The sequence below is a fragment of the Pseudomonas sp. 1912-s genome, assembly GCF_029269205.1.
In the GTDB taxonomy this organism is placed as follows: Bacteria; Pseudomonadota; Gammaproteobacteria; order Pseudomonadales; family Pseudomonadaceae; genus Aquipseudomonas.
Window position 1 is genome coordinate 86123 of the sequence record NZ_JARIXR010000013.1, and the last position, 17585, is coordinate 103707.

The window sequence follows — 17585 nt, forward strand, 5'->3', positions numbered from 1 at the left end:
TCACGAAGACACAGTGTCCTTACCCGCCGCCTTGGAGCGATACAACGCCTGATCGGCCCTGGCCATCAGGCTTGTGGGTGACTCATCGGTGCGCCGTTCCACCACGCCCTGGCTCAACGTCACCTTGAAACCGCCCACGGCGGGCAGCGCCTTGAGTGCCGTGCGCAACTGCTCGGCCAGTTCCCGGGCAGTTTCCAGCGTGCTTTTGGGGGCGATCACCATAAACTCATCGCCTCCCCAGCGTGCCAGCAAGTCGCCGGGACGCAGGCAGGCTTCGAGGCATTCCACCACATGCACCAGGGCTTCATCGCCGACGGCATGGCCGTGCTGATCGTTGATGGGTTTGAAGTCATCAATGTCCATGGCGATCAGCGACAGCGGCAGGCGAAACCGTTGGGCCCGATCGCATTCTTCCACCAGGGCCCGCTCCAGGCGGTAACGATTGGCCACACGGGTCAGGGCGTCGCGTTCGGCCAGGGAGCGGTTTTCATCCAGTTGCAACTGCAGTTGTTGATTGACCCGCGACAGCTCGCGCGTGCGCTCGGCCACCAGGGCTTCCAGGGATTGGTTACGTCGCTCCAGCTGTTCGATGGACTGCTTGCGTGCCTGGATGCTGCGGTGGGCGCCGAGCATACGGGCCACCGAGCCATCATCGTTACGTGCAATCACGTAGCCACGGTCTTCTATCCACAGGTAGGAGCCGTCTTTCTTGCGGCAGCGATATTCGGCTTGATAGTGAGTGGTGCGGCGGTTGATGTAGTCATCAAACAGCACCATCACATTCGGATAGTCCTCGGGGTGAATCACGTTTTCCCAGGTAAACACGCTGTTTTCCAGGGAGTGATGGGCGTAGCCGAGCATTTCGTACCAGCCGGGGTTGCGATAGACGAACCCGGTGTTGGCGTTCCAGTCCCAGATCCCGTCGCTGACCAGCTCCATGATTGCGTGCAGCATGTCGGCGTTAAGGTCGCAAAAGTCCTTCCTTGACGGTTCGCTGGCGGATGTATCGTCCATTGCGCACTCCCTGCGTGGACTGGCCCCCATGGCCAGCCTAAGTTGACGCCGATACTCCGTGGCTGGCGGTACTGTACAACGGCGCTTTGGCGCTTAGAAGGGGGGCTTTGGTCTAGGCTGGAAGGTGGCTATGAGCCACTATTTATTGCTGTTTAGTCTGTAGTTTTACGAACTGGCAGTGTTCAAATTATTGCCGGCGCTGCGTCCGGATTCGGCACAAGACGCACTTCAACCCGTTGCCCCAACGCTCGTGCTGCGCTTGCCAGGGTGGCAAGTGTCATGCCTGCATCGTTCTGATCCAGGGCTCTGTCCACTGCCGTACGACTGGTGTGCATACGCTCAGCCAGTGCCTTTTTGCTGATGTGCTGGGCTTTCATGGCCTCTGCCAGTTGCCAGGCGATCACTCGCTTCAACGCTGCGGCGGAAACCTCCTCAATGAGTCCTTGTTCGTTAAGGAACTCATCAAAGTCGGAACCGATATGTTTTTTCATGGATTGTTCCTCAAAGTTTGGCTTTGCGTCGCTTTGGGCAGTTCCATCAGCCACTCACGAACAGGCTCATTTCCGGCATCTGTGCGAAAAAAACTTACGTTTAGTACAAGAGGAATATCGTTCACAGGTGAGTGTACCAAAAAAGGTTCATCTGACAATCGGCGATTAAAGAGGCTTTTTTCGAAAAAGCCGACCAAAGCGTCGCACGTTGTTCTGTGAGCGAAGGGGACTGAAATATTGCCAAAAATGGCGCGAGAAACTGCGTGTTAAGCAGCTTCCTCGAATTACATGGGAAGGTTGTTTGGCATGAGTAGGAAAGCTTACTTCGGTGCCACCATCCTCGTCCGTGGCGCCCCATTCGCATTGTGCTGATAAATCGCCTCAGGCTGCCCTTGCTGATTAAAAAACACTTGCCCGATACCGGCAGAATTCCACAACCGCTCACCCGCTTCGGCGTGTTCCGGAATGTGCGGCACCACCTGCATGGGACGGCGTCGAGTCAGCCAGTTCAGGGGGGAGCGCGGCGAATAGAGCCAGCGATTGAGGCGATCGAACCATTCCAGCAGGCGCGGAGGGAATTCGTTCTTGATGCCGCTGCTGGTGATCTGCCAGATCTTCGGGCCCGCGTTGCGGTGGCGGATCAGCACTTCGTAGACGAACGAGTAGTGCACGTCCCCCGACAGGATCACGTAGTTACCCGGGGTGCGGGAGTGGCGAAAGATGTTGAGGATCACCTGTGCCGCGCCGCGGTGGGCCATCCAGTTTTCCGCGTCCACCAGCAGCGGGTAGCCGCACCAGCTGAAGGCTTTCTGTACGGTCTCGATCAGCTTGACGCCGAAGATCGGTGCCGGCGACACGATGATTGCCGATGGGTGATCCAGCAGTTCCTGTTGCAGTTCGCTCAAGCCTTCCCAGTCCAGCAGGCCGGACGGTTGCTTGAGGGTGAATTCACTGCGCCAGCGTCGGGTGCGGGTGTCGATCACCACCAGCGCGGGTGTGGTGGGCAGCACGTAATGCCAGTGCTGGAACTTCAGCAGTTCATCCACCAGTTCATCCTGGGCCACGGCATCCAGAGAGTTGCCATGGGCTTGCGTAGTCAGCGCCAGGGTGTTGCCCAACACGGTGCCAAACGCATCCGGGTTGTTGCCCCAGCCCTGGCAGAGCATGTAGGCCAGCAGGGCGTTGCCGATGATGCGCTTGGAGAACGGGTGGCCATAGGCGGTTTCTTCCCACTGGGCGCTGAGGTTCCAGTCGTCGGTGATGTCGTGATCATCGAAGATCATCAGGCAGGAAAGGTGAGCGAACACCCGGGCCACGCCGCCCAGGCCGTCACGAAACTTGTCGATCTGCACCTGCTCGTGTGCATAGCGTACGTGCTCTTCGGCACGCAGTTGCGGTGCTTGCGGGGTGATCAGTTGCCACGGTGTGGGTGACCAGGCCAGCAGGTACATCGCCATGACTTCGGCGAAGGTCACCAGGTGGTTGTCGGCGCTGCTGCTGGTAAAAATCGGCTTCTTCACGCCGCCAAAAAAACGCTCGCGCAGGGTCTCGTTGCTTTCCAGGGCGGGCAACAGATCGGCCCGATGGTAGTAGCTGGCGGCGTGCTCGTAGAGTGCTGCACTGTTGTCGACGACGGCACCGTCGAGGTGTTCGTCGAACAGGCCGAGGCGGCTGATCAACGCATGAATGGCCCTCAGCATCGGCCCCGCGACATCGTCGGCGTAGACCTGGTCGCCGCTCATCATCAACAGGGCCGGGCGGTCTTCGACCGTGGTCGACTCGGCCAGCAGCCGGTCGACACACAACAACCCTTCGTCGGCGCTGTGGTGGGGTTTGCGACACGAACCGTGTACCAACTGGTGGATGCGGCTGTGCAGGACAACGTTCGGGCCTTGGGCGCCGGGGTACAGCAGATGGGGCGCCCACTCGGCGATACCGGCACTCTCGACCAGCAGGTCGTAGCCGATGCTCACGTCCTGGGGCAGGGCGTGCGCCAGTTCAACGTCGATCAGGTGGATAAACGCCTGGCGCCCGACGGGCACGACCTGGCAGCGGCTGGCGTCCAGTTCGATGTCGAACGCCTCGCCGTGGGCGGGTTGCAGCCTCAGGGTCAATGCCAGGGCGCGACTTCCCACCAGCCACATCACCAGGCGCCGGGGTTCCAGGCGTCGCAGCAACGGGCCGGCGAGTACAGCGGGAAGTGTGTCGGGGTGCGGCATCAAGGCAACGGCTCTGGGCAGGGTTGGGCCGAAAAGGTAACGCATTGAATGTCAGCGTTTTGTTAAGGCGCGATACCCGGGCGAGCCGCAAATTACCCGGCACCTGCGAGCCCGGGCTATAAACCTTTCATCTCAAATCATGACCGGCTGGCTGTGGTTTCACCTTCAGCGATCATCCAGCGCAGTACTTCGCCCAGCGCCACGCTGTGCTGCCGCTCAACCCAGCGCACGCCCTGCGGGCTGTACTGTTCGACGTAGCGTCTGAGTACCAGGCGGCCCTGTTCCGACGACAGGCTCAGGCGGGTTTCCCGGCAGAGCAGGGCGTGGGCCCCACGCTTACGCACCTGATGTTGCAAAACCAGTGAGCCTGACTCAGAAATCATCGCCGGCTCCCTGTGCGCAACTATCGGCCTGGGGCGACGTCGCTCCCTGCTTGCCTTCCAGTACAAAGGCCGCACGGTGTTCGGCCACCACATTACGCAGGGCGCTGTAGTAGTCCGGCAACTTTTGCAGGCTGTCGGTCAGTGGCAGCAACGACGCCCGGGTATCGACGGTACCGCCCACCAGGCTGATGGTGCCCAGGGTCTGCACGGTGTCGCTGTCGCCCAGCGGCGCCACCAGGAAGTTCAGGACTTTGCCTGCCGCATCGCGGCTGTTGCCGGTGCCCAGCAACGGCAGCTCGACAATCGGCCCGTTGCCAATCCCCCACACGCCAAAGGTCTGGCCGAAGTCGGCGGTGTGACGAGGGATGCCCAGCGGGTCCGAGACATCGATCAGCCCGACAATCCCCACAGTGGTGTTCACTGCAAAGCGTCCCAGGGTATTGATCGAACGCCGTGGGTTGCCTTGCAGCAGGTCGTTGATAAATACCTTGGGCTCGCTGAAGTTGCTGGCGAAGTTATGCACACCCTGCTGGAAAAAATCCGGCAGGTATCGGTAACCACGAGCCACAGGCGCCAGGGCATAGTCATCGACGGCGCGGTTGAAGGCGAACACGCCCCGGTTGACCGGCTCGGCGGGGTCATACACCGGGTAGGAAACCTGTGCGCAGCGTGTCGTACTCGTCACGTTGGGCGGGCTCGCGCAGCCTGTGAGGTAAGACACGGTCAGCAGCAACACGGCCTGGCGAGCCAGGTGCTGGGGATACGTCAGCGAGCGCATAGGGTCAGTCTCCGGGAAAAGGAGGCCGATGCTGGCAGCCGCAGTTTGCGCAAAGATGTCTGCTTTATTGCGCCGTTGACGCTTTATTGCACGATTGAAATATATGACGGGCCGCGTCGAATGGTTTTAGATGGCGCATCGACAAGACCAAGTGATGCCCGCCGGTGAGCCATCTTTTAATCGTGGACGATGACCTTGAGGTCCTCGCCCTGCTGAAGAAATTTTTTCTGCAACATGGCTACACGGTCGAGACCGCCGCCAATGGCACCGGACTGTGGGCGGCCATGGAGCGTACGCCTGCCGACCTGATCATCCTCGACCTGATGCTGCCGGGGGATAACGGCCTGTTGCTGTGCCAACGCCTGCGCCAGCAATACGCAACGCCGGTGATCATGCTGACCGCCATGGGCGAGTTGAGTGATCGCGTGGTGGGCCTGGAAATGGGCGCCGACGATTACTTGAGCAAGCCTTTCGACGCCCGTGAGTTACTCGCCCGGGTGCGCGCAGTACTGCGCCGGGCCGGAGAAAGCCAGCCAAGCCTGGGTGACGCTTCGCGCCCGCTGATCCGCTTTGCCGGCTGGCAACTGGACCTGACGCGCCGGGAACTGCGCTCGCCGGATCAGGTGATGATCCCGTTGTCGTCCGGGGAGTTTGACCTGCTGCTGGTGTTCGTCGAGCACCCGCAACGGGTGCTGACCCGCGAGCAATTGCTCAACCTGGCGCGGGGTCATAGCCATGACGCGTTCGACCGCAGCATCGACGTGCAAGTCAGCCGCCTGCGACGCAAGCTGGAATTTGACACCAAGCGCCCGGCGATGATTCGCACGGTGCGCAACGGTGGTTACCAGTTCACCGTCGCCGTGACCCGCTCATGAGTCGCTTCAAACCCCGGGACACCGTGGCCCGCTGGATCGCCCTGACCATCCTGATTGCGATGCTCACGGCGCTGGCCTTCAACGCGCTATTTGTGCAACTGGCGGGCGTTTGGGCCAGGCCGCCGCTGGGTGAGACCGGCCTGCTGGAAAAAGTGGCGGTGATCGTGCGGATGATTGAGGCGGCAGAGCCGTCACAGCGAGCACAGCTGACGCAGGCAGTGGGCGATGACAGTTTCAGTGTGAGTTGGTCGGCCACCCGTGGGGGCATTGATGTGCCGATTCTGGAAGACCCGGGTTTTCATTCCGATCAGGTGTTCAAACAACTGCTCAAGGGACCGGAACGGCGAATGGAAGCCTACGAACCGTCCGACTGGCCAGGCCCCGGCGGGCACTATGCGCTGGTGGTGCAACTGGTTGACCAGTCCTGGCTGATGTTCAGTGCACCGTCGCGCAGTTGGGGCCTGGCGGAAGGCCCGCGAAGCCTGGTGGTGCTGATGCTGGTGCTGGTCTCCACTGCGTTGGTCACGCTGATCGCCACCCGGCGCCTGGCTCGGCCGCTTCAACATTTCGCCCAGGGTGTGCGGCGCTTCGGCGCCGACTTTCGTGCGCCGCCCATCGAACCGGTCGGCCCCCACGAAATCCGCCAGGCGATCCTCGCGTTCAACGGCATGCAGGCGCAGTTGCAGCACTTCATCCAGGACCGTACCCAGATGCTTGCCGCGATTTCCCATGACCTGCGGGCGCCGCTGACCCGCCTGCGCCTGCGGGGAGAATTCGTCGAGGATGCCGACCAGCAGCACCGCCTGTTCCGGGATGTCGATGAGATGCAGGCGATGATCAACACCGCGCTGGAATTCTTCCGCGACGATGCACGCCTGGAGCAGGCCACCCAACTGGACCTCGCCGAGTTGCTGCAAACCTTGATTGATGACTACCGTGACCAGTCCATCGACATCACCTTCAACGGCCCGCCGCGACTGGTTTATTTCGGCCGACCGCTGGGGCTCAAACGGGTGATGACCAACCTTGTGGACAACGCGATTCACTATGGGCTGGCGCCGGAAGTTGAACTGCAACAGAGTCCTGGAAGGGTGACGGTGCGGGTGCTGGACCGTGGGCCCGGCATCCCGGTGGAGCAGCACGAACAGGTGTTCCTGCCGTTCTTCCGGTTGGAGGGCTCACGCAATAAAAGTACGGGCGGTGTCGGTTTGGGGCTCTCCACGGCACGGGCGATTGTGCTGGAACACGGTGGGACGCTGACCTTGGAAAATCGCCCGTGCGGCGGGTTGGCCGCCGTGGTGGTGTTGCCGGTTTAGGAGGGCTTAAACGGTCATGGCAGCTTGCCGTTTCCCAGGTTGCTCAGAGAGCCGCCATTCGACTGGGCGTGTTGTTGATTGAAGCCGTTACGCGATGGCTCCTCCTTTGGTTTGGACGCAGGTTGAACAGGCTGGACGGGTTGAAGTGCCTGGATCAGGTTTTGAGTATGAAAAACGCTGCCGATCATCATGGATGTACCTCTCGATCAATAGGAAGTTTGCCGTGCGCATCAACTCCCTTTGAGTGCGTCCTGATCAGTGGCTTTGGCCCGGTCCAGCGTTCCGGGCCATCGGGTTTCTATTTGCTTCGCCGTCTCAACAGGGCCGGTTTCAAGCCGGCTTGGGCACCGTAAACCGAAACTCGCTGCCCCGGCCCAACTCACTTTCAGCCTCGATCCGCCCGCCATGGGCCTGCACGATGCCTTGGGTAATGTACAGCCCGAGGCCGCTGCCGGTGGGGTTGTTTTCGGTCTGGGTCCAGTAGCGGTCAAACACATGGGGCAATTGTTCAGGCGCAATCCCTTCGCCGGAGTCCCGCACCGAAAACACAATCTCTTCGCCGGTACTCATCGCGCTGATGCCGATATTGCCCTGGCGTGGCGTGAACTTGATGGCGTTGCCGATCAGGTTCGACAACACCTGGAACAGCCGCTCCGGGTCCGCATTGATTTGCAGCCCGGGTTCGGCGTTGAACGACAAATCGATGCCCTTTTCCATCGCCAGGGGCGCCAGTAATGAATAGGCCTCCTCGAACATCTGGCTCACGTCCAGGGCTACCGGCTTGACGGTGTAGCGCCCGGCCTCGATCTTCGAGGTGTCGAGCAAGTCCTCCAGCAGTACATTCATGCGCCCGGCGGCTTGTTGCATGGTGTCGATGGCCGAGGAAATCCGCCGCGAGGTGTGCGGGCCGTCGGAGCTGAAGGCCTTTTGCATCATGCCGCAGAGCATCGAGATGACCGTCATCGGGTTGCGCAGGTCGTGGGAAACCACCGCCACCAGTTCATCCCGGGCGCGCACCGCTTGTTGCTCACGCAGCACCTGGCGGGCCAGGTCATTTTCCAGGGCCGAGCGACGCAGGTCGTTGGCGGCAAAGCGGTCGCCATGGCTCCACTTGGTGGAAATGCCGGCCATTTCGACCTTCCAGATTTCAAACGAGGTACGTGGGCGCAGGCGCAGGCCTGCGTCGGAAGTTTCCAGGTTCAGGGGTTTATTGGGATCGCCGCTCCAGTTGATGTTTTCCTTGGCCTCGGGGCGAAACCACAGCACGCCGTTATCCACCGGCTTGGGCAAGTTCATGGCCAGCACGCCACTGGCTACGTGCTGGTACTCCGCCGCCGGCGGGTACACCGACGCCAGGTGATGGCTGGCAAACACCGGCTGCCCGGTCTCTTGCAGCCACTTGTGCAAGACACGGATCTGCCCGGGTTCCGGGCAGTTGCCATAGCGGTGCAGTTGCTTGTCTTCGATGATCGCCACACCGCAGGCCTGGGTCAGGTCCATCAGCAGTTGCGGACGTTGCGCCAGGCCGTCGAAGACATTGGCGGGCGAGGCCTGCATGGCCTGGCTAAGGAGGGCCAGGGCCTCGACCTTTTCTTCACGCTGGCGGCTCAGGTCCAGGGCCTCCATGGCGCTGATCTGCAACGACAACACCTGGCCGATGGTCTGGCAGGCCGTGCGCAACTCATTGGGCACCATCAGCGGCTGACGGTTGCCGCAACTGATCAGGCCCCAGAGTTTGTCGCCGGCCATCAGGGAAATGCTCATGGACGACAGCACGCCCATGTTCTGCATGTACTGGCAGTGAATCGGCGACACGCTGCGCAGGGTGGCGAAGCTCAGGTCCAGGGGCTGGCCGGTGTCCGGGCGCAACCTGGGCACCAGTGGTACCGGCTCATAGTCGGCGTTGGGGATGATCCGCAGCCAGTTGGTGCGATACAGCTCCCGGGCCTGTTCGGGGATGTCGGAGGCGGGGAAGAACAGGCCGTTGAACAGTTCCATCGACGGCGCGGACGCTTCGGCGATCACCTGGCCGTGGCCTTCTTCCTCGAAGCGATAAATCAGCACGCGGTCGTAGCCGGTCATGGCCTGGATTTCGTTGACGCTGATTTCATACAAGGCCTGCAGGGTTTTCGCCGCTTGCAGACGTTGCAGCATCTTGCCCAGGTTGCTGGTCCGGCCATTGAGCGCCTTGGGCTGGAAATCCTTGAGGCGCGGCTCGAACTCCAGCACCAGCACACCCTGATGGCGGTGCAGCAACCCTTCGAACTCGGCGCCGTTGAGCGTCACGTGCAAGGGTGGGGCGTCGAAAAAACTATTGTGCGTGACCATGGCCTGGACGGCATCCGCATGTTCCGTACCGATCAATGTATGCAGTGGCTGGCCCAACAGGGACTCGGGCGCGTGATTGAACAGCCCGGCCACGTTGGCGCTGACCTGCACGATATGCAGGCGTGGCTCAGACAAGGTCAGCAGCGCGCCGTGGGGCTGGATGGCCCCCGGGAAGCGGATGGGCTCGTCCGCACAGTTGGCAAGCAGTTCTTCAAAATCATCGGGTTTCATAGCAGTACCTCCTGGCTGTCGAGCCATTGCTCAAAGCAGCTGAATGTCGAGCGGGCCGCGTTTACAGCGCGCAGTTTGGCGTGCGCGTCGAGGGGCACATGGCTCAGGTAATCGAGAAAGTCTTTCCAGCGCCGGCCGGTTTCGGCGCCATACACGTTGAGAAACGCAGCGCCGTTGTCGGCGTCCAGACCCAGGCGCTGCGCCATTTCCCGGCGCAGAATTTGCCCGCCCAGGGTGGCGCCTTCCAGCACGTACAGCGCACCCAGGCAGGCGGCAGGTGTGTCGAGGGGCGGTAGCGACGTGCAGCGGGGAAGGGCGGCAATGGCCGGATCGTCCAGGCCCAGGGCGTGGAGGTCTGTCAGCAAGGTAGGCGTTTTCAGACGCAGTGCCTGATCGAATCCCACCGGGATCAAGCCGCTGTCGTTCAGCGTTGCTTCCAGAGGGTCGTAGAACCCGTAGTAGGCCTGGAGCAGGCGTCGGTACCCGTCGTGATCCAGCTGCGGGGAGAAAAACGGCAAGCGTTTTTCCAGGGCGACGTGCAGTAAAGCGGTACCTGAGCGCAGGGCTTCAAGTACGGGGGGCGCACCAACGTCATGGGCCTGTGAATGCATTCAGTAAACTCGAACTGGGGGCCTGCTGGCCATGTAGGGTTGCCTGATCATTGACCGCAGGAGCTGTCGCGAAGTTCGCTGCAGCTGATATCGCTACGCTATCAATGCATGGGCGGGCCCTGAACCAGCGCCGATTGCACGCAATCGAGCAAGCGCTCGGCGCTCCACGGTTTGGGCAAGAAGCGCACCGTGCCGCCCAGTTGCGACGCCATTACGGTATTGCCCGAGGTCAGCAGCACCGGCAGCGACGGCCAGCGATGGGCGACCACCTTGCTCAAGTCATAGCCATTGAGCAGGCCGGGCATCTGGATATCGCTCACGATCAGGTCCACCGGATCACTGGCCCGTTCTAGAAAAATCATCCCTTCGTCTGCGGAGGGAAACGAGGTCACCACCGCACCGAAATCCTCCAGTACATCCACCATCAACGCGCGAATGATTTCGTCGTCTTCCAGTACCAATATCGATGGCTGAGCCATGATCACCACTCCACCATCCGGGATAAGTAAGGTGGAGTGGACGGCAGTTGATTAGGTTCGATTGGATGTTTTTTTTGCGATGGGTGGTCATTTGGTGGGTGTGCTTGCGAGTAACGGACGGGATACGTCACGATGCCGTCCCCCACGCTATGGAAGGCAATCCAGTGTCGAGTACGATTGATATCGGCGGCCGTATGATCAAGGTCGACCACGCTGGCGAACATGGCGCGATCTGCATCTACAGCGGCCAACTGTTCATGGCACGCCTGGTTGCCCCTGGTTTGGTAGAAGAACTCAGGGAGCTGCGTTCCCACGAGTTGCGCCATCGCGCAGTGTTCCAGTCCGAATTGCAGCGCCGTGGCCGGCGGCGTTGCCGCAGCTACTGGCTATGCGGCCTCGGCGGCCTGGTGTTGGGGTTGGTGACCGGGCTTTGCGGGCGCAAGGCGATCCTGGCCACCACCGTCGCGGTCGAAAGCGTGGTGCTTAAGCACCTTGCCCATCAACTTCACGTTTTACGCGACAGCGACCCGCAGGCAGTGGTGGCGATTGCCTCGATTGTGGAAGAAGAGCAGCAGCACCATGACCAGTCGGCCGCGCAGATCGACCCGCGCGATCCGTGGAGCCGGGCGTTGAACCCGGTGGTGACGGCCTGGACAGAGGCGGTGATCTGGATGGGCATGCGTTCGTGAGTGGCTGCAGTCTCATCTCTGTCGTTATTAGGACCGCTATCTCTGAGGATGCAGCGTTTTTGCCTGCGATAGAAGCATCTGCGGCCCAATCCTTCCGCACCATCGAATCGTTGGGCTGGCTTGCCGATGCCGAGCTCATGAGTGTTGGGCGCCATCTGCAGGTCATCGCGTTGGGTACGTGTTGGGTGGCGGTGGATGCTACTGGCCAACTCCAGGGGTTCCTCAGTGCAGAGGTATTTGATGATGACCTGCACATCCATGAACTGTCAGTGGCGCAGGCCATGCAAGGCCGTGGCGCAGGGCGGCAATTGCTTGAAACCGTGATGAATGAAGCACGCTCGCGCCAGTTGCGGGCCGTCACCCTTACCACGTTTTGTGATGTGCCCTGGAATGCCCCGTTTTACCAGCGGCTGGGATTTCGGCAAGAGCACTCCCTGGTGCCGGATCATCGTTTGGCAGAGGCTTTGCGTGAGGAGTATCGTCACGGTTTTGCGCCGGGCAGTCGTTGCGCCATGTCGTGGCAAGTTACCACCTGAACCGGCACACCGGATGGAATGCTATTTATGAAGCCTGTTGTTTTACTCACCCTTGCCTTGATGTCCGGTTTTGTCAGTGCCCAGGCAATGGCGGAAGGCGACGCCGAAGCCGGTGGGAAGCTATTCAGCAAAACCTGCGGCGGTTGCCATAGCGTCGGCGAAAACGCCCGGGGCGGTTTCGGGCCGCAGCTCAACGGCATCATTGGCCGCCCGGCCGGGACCACCACTGACTATCAGTATTCAGATGCAATGAAGAATTCAGGCGTGGTCTGGACGCGGGACAAACTGGCCGCCTATATCGAGGCGCCGAAAAAGGTGGTGAGCGGCACCCGGATGATTTTCTGGGGGATCAGTGACCAGGAGAAGATCGATAACTTGTTGGCGTATCTTGCGACGTTTCAGGCGCAGTAATTCAGGTTGATTGACGGCACGCCTGCCGATAATGCCTCGGTGCCTTCCCAGTCACTCGCTTGAAGGCATTGCTGAACGCGCTTTCAGACCCGTACCCCAGTGACTGCGCCAAGACCCCAACGGAAAGATTCCCCTCGCGCAACGCCCGTTGCGCAAGGCGCATGCGCCATTCGGTCAAGTACGTCAGCGGTGGCACGCCGGCGACGTTCTTGAAGTATTGCGAAAAGGTGGTGCGCGACATTGCAGCGGCTGCAGCCAAGGCTTCCAGCGACCAGGCATTCCCCGGCTCGCTGTGCATCAAGCGCAGCGCGGGCGCCAGGCGCTTGTCGCTGACCGTGCGCAGCCAGCCTTCGGGTAATGCGCCCGAGGTTTCGACGTAAGCCCGCAGGATCTGGATAAACATCAACTGCGCCAGCTGCGCCGATGCCAGGCTCGCCCCCAGCAAACGGGATTCGCCCTCATGCGCCAACTGGCCAAGCAGCCATTGCACGATTGCCGCTTGCGGCGCCGTGGCCCGCACGTGGATCAGGGGTGGGAGTGCATTGGCCAACAGCCCGCCACTTTCCGGGTCCAGGCGCACGTAGCCGCCGATTTGCACACAGCCTTGGCCGTCACCGATTTGCGGGAAGCGGCCGGCGTCAGCGAATAATTGCCGCGCTTCCAAAGGCGCTACCGACACATCGCCTGCAAGCACAAACGAGCGTTGCGCACTCAGCAGGAACACATCTCCCGCTTCAATCAATACCGGCGCTGGCTCGTCCTCGAGCCACAACCAGCACTGTCCTTTCACCACACCGAAAAACTTGATCTTGTCTGGCGCCGGAAAACGCAGGGCCCAGGCGCCGCCCGCGCTGAAACCGCCAGTCATCACCGATTGGGCGTTCACGAAGGTGAGCATCTCGGAAAACGGATCGCTGTGCATATTCGTACTTTCACGCAGGTAAACGGGATGTTCGAGTATTCAGAGTACGGCTTTCGGGGCGTAGCGTGTTAACCACACGTCTAATGGAGACTCTGTCATGCCCACTGCACAAAAACCCATCCATAGCGGCTACGGCGCGGCGACTACCGCCGCCGAAGTGATCCGAGGTGCCGACCTTTCCGGCAAGGTGGCGATTGTCACGGGCGGTTACTCCGGCATTGGCCTGGTCACCGCCCGCACCCTGGCTGCCGCCGGCGCCCACGTGATCGTCCCGGCCCGTGACCCGGCCAAGGCTCGCGCTGCAGTCAACGCTTATCCACAGCTGCAACTTGAATCCCTGGACCTGATGGATGCCGGTTCCATCGACCAGTTTGCCGAGCGCGTTCTGGCGACAGGCCGCCCGTTGCACCTGCTGATCAACAACGCGGGCATCATGGCGCCACCGCTGAGCCGCAATGCACAGGGTTACGAGTCCCAGTTCGCCACTAATCACCTCGGGCATTTTCAGCTTACCCAGCGCCTATGGCCAGCCCTGCAACGTGCCGAAGGTGCGCGGGTGGTGGCGTTGTCTTCACGGGGCCACGTACACGGCGCTGTCGATTTTGATGACTGGAACTTCGAGCGTCAGGCCTACGATCCATGGAAGGCCTACGGTCAGTCCAAAACCGCTAACGCGCTGTTCGCCGTGCATCTGGACACACTCGGCGCAGCCGGCGGTGTGAGGGCTTTTGCGGTGCATCCCGGCGGAATCATTACCGACCTGGTGCGCCACATGAAAGCAGAAGTCTTGCAGGCATCAGGCTATGTAGACGAGCACGGGCAACCGGTGATCGACCCCGAACGGAACATGAAAACCCCGGAGCAAGGCGCAGCCACCACGGTGTGGTGCGCGGTGAGCGAGCCGTTGGCGGGAATGGGCGGGGTGTATTGCGAGAACTGTGATGTGGCGGTTGCGGTGAGCGCGGAATCAGAAGAACAGCTGGGTGTCAGGCCGTGGGCGGTGGATGCCGAGTTGGCGCAACGGTTGTGGACGTTAAGCGAACAATTGATCGGCGGACGCTAGGCCGCAGTGTGGGGTCAGCTCACTGACCCCATCGGCCCATCAAGAACCCTGCGGTGTTTCCCCGCGCGCCAGACGCGCATTGATGTCTTCGATCACCGCCGGCAGTTCGACGATGGTGTCGATCAGATAATGCGGCCGGGAGCCTTCGAACATCTGGGCGATGCGCGCACGCTCCAGCGCCAACTCAGCAGCGGGCAGCGCTTTGTATTGCTCGTAGGTCAAGCCCAGGGCGTTGCCCGAACAGGTCAACGCCACCGTCCACATGCCAGCGCTGCGGCCTTCCAGAATCCCGGGCCAGGTGTCGTCGACCTTCACGCAGGCGGCCACATCACTGATGCCCAGCGCAATCACGTTGGCCAGTGCCTGCGCCGGATGCGGACGCCCGTTGGGCACTTCGTCAGTCGCCACCACATGGTCGGCGACGTAGCCGTTGTGGCGCGCCAGTTCGACCACCTTGGCCATCACCACCGCCGGATAGCCCGAGCAGGAGCCAATCTTCAAGCCTTGGCCACGCAGGGTTTTGATTGCCTCAAGGGCGCCGGGAATGACCGCTGAATGCAGTGCGATTTTCTCGATCTGCAACGGCATGAAGCGTTCGTAGAGGGCCGTGACGTCCTCGTCGGTGGGCAGTCGATCAAACACCGCCCGATAACGCTCGGCAATCTGCGGCAGGTTGCACAAGGTGCGGATGTGATCCCACTTGCCCATGCCCATCGGGCCGCGTGCTTCCTCCAGGGACACGGCAACGCCGAACTCGCCGAACGCCTCGACAAAAATCTGCGTGGGGGCGAAGGAGCCGAAGTCGACAACGGTGCCGGCCCAATCCAGGACCACAGCTTGCAGCTTGGAAGGTTGTTGGTAGTGCATGGCAAGTCTCCATTTTCAGGTGTGAGCAGGCCGTCCCTCTGCCGAAGAAGAGGTAAGCGCCTGGTGAGGGTTTAAACGGGTAAGGCGATCAGGTGGCCGGGATCGGACTGGCCTCGAACAGCTCCGCGATCATCGGTCGGTTGCGCCGGATGCCCAGGCAACACAAGTGGTAGTCGATGAAAAACGGATGGTCGACGAAGGTGATCGGCGTGGTGCCCGGGGTTTCGGCGTATTCCACGGCGGACACAAAGCCGATGCCAATGCCCTTGGTTATGGCGTGCACGATGGCTTCACGACTGTTCAACTGCATCACGCAGTTCACGGCAACTCCCTGGCGCTTGCAGCTTTCTTCCACCAGTTGCCGGGTGCGTGAGCTTTTCTCGCGCATCACCCACTTTTCGCGGCTGATCTGTTCCACGTGCACCTCTTTCTGTTGCGCCCATGGGTGGTCATCGCGCACCACCGCAATAATCGGATAGCGCCGGTACAGCTGGGTATCGAAGCGCTGGTCGAATTCCGAGAGGGCCAGGATTGCCACGTCGATATCGAAGTTGAAGAGCCGGTCCAGGGTTTCCTTTTCCGGGGAAAACGAGGTTTCCAGTTCGATGTCCGGGTGGCGCTGCATCAGTTCGTAAGTCAGGTTCATCGCAATCGGCGGCGACACCGCGCCCAGGCGCAACAACCCTGTCTTGCGCTGCTTGAAACTCTGCAACAGTTGCATGGCTTCATCCTCCTGGCCGAACAGCCCCTGGGTGATCCCGTAAAGGGCGTGCCCGGCCGCACTCATCTCGATAAACCGCCCGCGACGGTGGAACAACTCCACCGAGAACTGCTTCTCCAAACCGTTGACCTGCTCGCTGACCGTCGGCTGGCCGACGCTCAGGTACTCGGCGGCGAGGGTGAAACTGCCGGTCTTCGCCACCGCATGAAACGAGCGCAGCCACTTGTGGTACTGGTACATAAAGAGTCCTGTTCCTGAGGTCCGCCGGGCCGGTCATCAACGTCGGATAAACAACGCCACCGCCGCGCTGCACAGGCAGGCCGAGGTCACGACGATGAAGATCAGCGAGGTATTGCCGGTACTGTCGAGCATACTGCCGATCAGCGGTTCCGCCAGGCCGGCGAACAGATAGGATGAGAAGTTCATCACGCCGGTGGCCGTACCCGCACGCTTGGCGCCGACCAGGTCCGGGCACAGCGCCCAGAAACTCGATGCCGGGCCGTACACAAAGAACCCGCACAGGAACAGCGCCACCAGGCCGATTGCGCTGTGGGGCGGCAGGCTCCACATCCACAGGCTGGTGGCGGCGCCGAGGAACATGTAGAGCATGATCGCCAGGTAGCGTTTGGAGCCGAACAGCTTGTCCGAGACCCAACCATTGCTCAGGGCGCCGATGGCCATGCCCACCGGCAGGGCCACGGTGATCCACTTCGGATCGATCATGCTGTCGCCGCTTTTCCAGTTGGCGCCCAGGAAGTGCACCGGCACCCAGACGATCAGCCCGTAGCGGGCAGCGTTCTGGAAGCCCAGGGAGAGGGCGGCGATGATCAGGCGCGGGTTTTTCAGGACAGCCTTGTAGCGCTGTGCCGAGGTTTCGACTTCGCCGTGGGCCACTTCATGATTCTTGTCTTCGGCGTTGGCCACGCCGGTATCGGCCAGGGGTTCGAAGCCCAGGTCCTGAGGCCGTTCCCGGGCTACCAGATAGAAGATGATGCCGCCTGCCAGCATCAAGAGTACCGGCAGGCGGAAGATCCAGCGCCACTCCAGTTGAAACACTTCCAGCACCACGATCGAGGTCACATACGACAGGACCGAGGCGCAGCCGGCGGCGAACACATAAAAGCCGTACACCTTGCCGCGCTCACCGGCGCTCCACCAATTGGAAATCAGCCGGCTGCCGGGCGCCCAACCGAGGGCCTGGAAGTACCCGTTGATGCCCCACGGCAGGATCAGCCCGGCAAAGCCGCTGGCGAAACTGGTGACCCAATTGGCCCCGCAGGACAGCACCGCGCCCAGGGTCATGATGCGCCGCCCGCCGAACTTGTCGGCGAGGTTGCCGTTGATGGCCTGTCCAATCGCATAGGCCCAGAGCATGGCGGCCGAGGCCCAGCCGAGGGTTTCCTTGGTCAGGCCGAACTCGGCCTGGATCCCGGGGATGGCAAAACCGAAGGTCTGGCGACCGGTATAGAAAAACAGATAACAAAACATCGCCGCCAGCAGCATGCGCCACTGGGCAACACGGAAAGACGAGGTACGGACGGCAGGAACAGGCAGCACGTGTGCACGATTCATGATGTTTTCCTTATTGTTATTCGCCCCGGCGACCGCAGCCGCAGGGGGGCACTCTTGATAGGTGCAACAGGAAACGACC

Annotated in this window: 19 protein-coding genes; 6 read left to right on the forward strand and 13 right to left on the reverse strand. The window is 61.3% G+C overall.

Translation table 11 applies throughout. The features are described 5' to 3' along the window. The 5 genes from P3C29_RS17705 to P3C29_RS17725 all read right to left on the reverse strand — a co-directional run bounded on the left by P3C29_RS17705 (position 1) and on the right by P3C29_RS17725 (position 4885). Complete coding sequence (locus P3C29_RS17705; protein ID WP_201121666.1) at positions 1 to 1014, reverse strand: sensor domain-containing diguanylate cyclase; 1014 nt, start codon at positions 1012 to 1014, stop codon at positions 1 to 3. A gap of 182 nt (positions 1015 to 1196) precedes the next feature. Next, positions 1197 to 1505 carry a helix-turn-helix transcriptional regulator gene (locus tag P3C29_RS17710; RefSeq protein ID WP_010176905.1) on the reverse strand — a complete coding sequence of 103 codons (309 nt, stop codon included), beginning with the start codon at positions 1503 to 1505 and terminating at the stop codon, positions 1197 to 1199. 320 nt (positions 1506 to 1825) lie between these two features. Continuing rightward, positions 1826 to 3724: an alkaline phosphatase D family protein gene (locus tag P3C29_RS17715; RefSeq protein ID WP_275965044.1), complete on the reverse strand. Its 1899-nt coding sequence runs from the start codon at positions 3722 to 3724 to the stop codon at positions 1826 to 1828. 137 nt (positions 3725 to 3861) lie between these two features. After that, positions 3862 to 4107, reverse strand: coding sequence for a hypothetical protein (locus P3C29_RS17720; RefSeq protein ID WP_201121664.1), 246 nt, complete (start codon positions 4105 to 4107; stop codon positions 3862 to 3864). After that, a complete protein-coding gene (locus P3C29_RS17725; RefSeq protein ID WP_275965045.1) occupies positions 4097 to 4885 on the reverse strand; it encodes a VacJ family lipoprotein in 789 nt (262 codons plus the stop codon). The genes P3C29_RS17720 and P3C29_RS17725 overlap by 11 nt, the downstream gene beginning before the upstream one ends. Positions 4886 to 5049: 164 nt before the next feature. Here P3C29_RS17725 and P3C29_RS17730 point away from each other — a divergent pair, with 164 nt between their 5' ends. Together P3C29_RS17730 and P3C29_RS17735 are read left to right on the forward strand one after the other, a co-directional pair. Further along, positions 5050 to 5760 (forward strand): response regulator, encoded by a 711-nt coding sequence (locus P3C29_RS17730; RefSeq protein WP_275965046.1) that lies wholly within the window; start codon positions 5050 to 5052, stop codon positions 5758 to 5760. Then, entirely contained in the window at positions 5757 to 7076 is a 1320-nt protein-coding gene (locus tag P3C29_RS17735) for an ATP-binding protein (protein ID WP_201121662.1), read from the forward strand. The genes P3C29_RS17730 and P3C29_RS17735 overlap by 4 nt, the downstream gene beginning before the upstream one ends. Before the next feature lie 14 nt (positions 7077 to 7090). Here P3C29_RS17735 and P3C29_RS17740 read toward each other — a convergent pair whose 3' ends face one another. The 4 genes from P3C29_RS17740 to P3C29_RS17755 form a co-directional block, all read right to left on the reverse strand. Then, entirely contained in the window at positions 7091 to 7267 is a 177-nt protein-coding gene (locus P3C29_RS17740) for a hypothetical protein (RefSeq protein WP_158000321.1), read from the reverse strand. A 139-nt stretch (positions 7268 to 7406) separates the two neighbouring features. After that, positions 7407 to 9635, reverse strand: a complete 2229-nt coding sequence (locus P3C29_RS17745) for an ATP-binding protein (RefSeq protein ID WP_275965047.1) — start codon at positions 9633 to 9635, stop codon at positions 7407 to 7409. Further along, positions 9632 to 10246 (reverse strand): biliverdin-producing heme oxygenase, encoded by a 615-nt coding sequence (locus tag P3C29_RS17750; protein WP_201121658.1) that lies wholly within the window; start codon positions 10244 to 10246, stop codon positions 9632 to 9634. The genes P3C29_RS17745 and P3C29_RS17750 overlap by 4 nt, the downstream gene beginning before the upstream one ends. Before the next feature lie 101 nt (positions 10247 to 10347). Then, on the reverse strand, positions 10348 to 10725 hold the full coding sequence (locus P3C29_RS17755) for a response regulator (protein ID WP_275965048.1): 378 nt from the start codon (positions 10723 to 10725) through the stop codon (positions 10348 to 10350). Between the two features lie 164 nt (positions 10726 to 10889). Between P3C29_RS17755 and P3C29_RS17760 the strand changes: the two genes are divergently transcribed. From P3C29_RS17760 to P3C29_RS17770, 3 genes are read left to right on the forward strand one after another with little or no spacing between them, the layout of a single operon-like run. Beyond that, positions 10890 to 11414 carry a demethoxyubiquinone hydroxylase family protein gene (locus P3C29_RS17760; protein ID WP_275965049.1) on the forward strand — a complete coding sequence of 175 codons (525 nt, stop codon included), beginning with the start codon at positions 10890 to 10892 and terminating at the stop codon, positions 11412 to 11414. Between the two features lie 14 nt (positions 11415 to 11428). Continuing rightward, on the forward strand, positions 11429 to 11950 hold the full coding sequence (locus P3C29_RS17765; RefSeq protein WP_275965073.1) for a GNAT family N-acetyltransferase: 522 nt from the start codon (positions 11429 to 11431) through the stop codon (positions 11948 to 11950). A gap of 27 nt (positions 11951 to 11977) precedes the next feature. Next, positions 11978 to 12361, forward strand: coding sequence for a cytochrome c family protein (locus P3C29_RS17770; protein WP_201121655.1), 384 nt, complete (start codon positions 11978 to 11980; stop codon positions 12359 to 12361). Position 12362: 1 nt separating this feature from the next. Here the strand turns inward: P3C29_RS17770 and P3C29_RS17775 are convergent, their stop codons facing one another. Continuing rightward, positions 12363 to 13283 (reverse strand): AraC family transcriptional regulator, encoded by a 921-nt coding sequence (locus P3C29_RS17775; protein ID WP_275965050.1) that lies wholly within the window; start codon positions 13281 to 13283, stop codon positions 12363 to 12365. A gap of 97 nt (positions 13284 to 13380) precedes the next feature. On the opposite strand from P3C29_RS17775, the gene P3C29_RS17780 reads away from it, so the two are divergent. Further along, positions 13381 to 14346, forward strand: a complete 966-nt coding sequence (locus P3C29_RS17780; RefSeq protein WP_275965051.1) for an oxidoreductase — start codon at positions 13381 to 13383, stop codon at positions 14344 to 14346. 39 nt (positions 14347 to 14385) lie between these two features. On the opposite strand, the gene phnX is transcribed toward P3C29_RS17780, so the two are convergent. The 3 genes from phnX to P3C29_RS17795 form a co-directional block, all read right to left on the reverse strand. Next, positions 14386 to 15213, reverse strand: coding sequence for a phosphonoacetaldehyde hydrolase (gene phnX / locus P3C29_RS17785; RefSeq protein ID WP_201121652.1), 828 nt, complete (start codon positions 15211 to 15213; stop codon positions 14386 to 14388). A gap of 88 nt (positions 15214 to 15301) precedes the next feature. Then, positions 15302 to 16174 carry a LysR substrate-binding domain-containing protein gene (locus P3C29_RS17790; RefSeq protein WP_201121651.1) on the reverse strand — a complete coding sequence of 291 codons (873 nt, stop codon included), beginning with the start codon at positions 16172 to 16174 and terminating at the stop codon, positions 15302 to 15304. A gap of 36 nt (positions 16175 to 16210) precedes the next feature. Then, positions 16211 to 17506 (reverse strand): MFS transporter, encoded by a 1296-nt coding sequence (locus P3C29_RS17795; RefSeq protein WP_010176888.1) that lies wholly within the window; start codon positions 17504 to 17506, stop codon positions 16211 to 16213. Between the last annotated feature and the right edge of the window lie 79 nt (positions 17507 to 17585).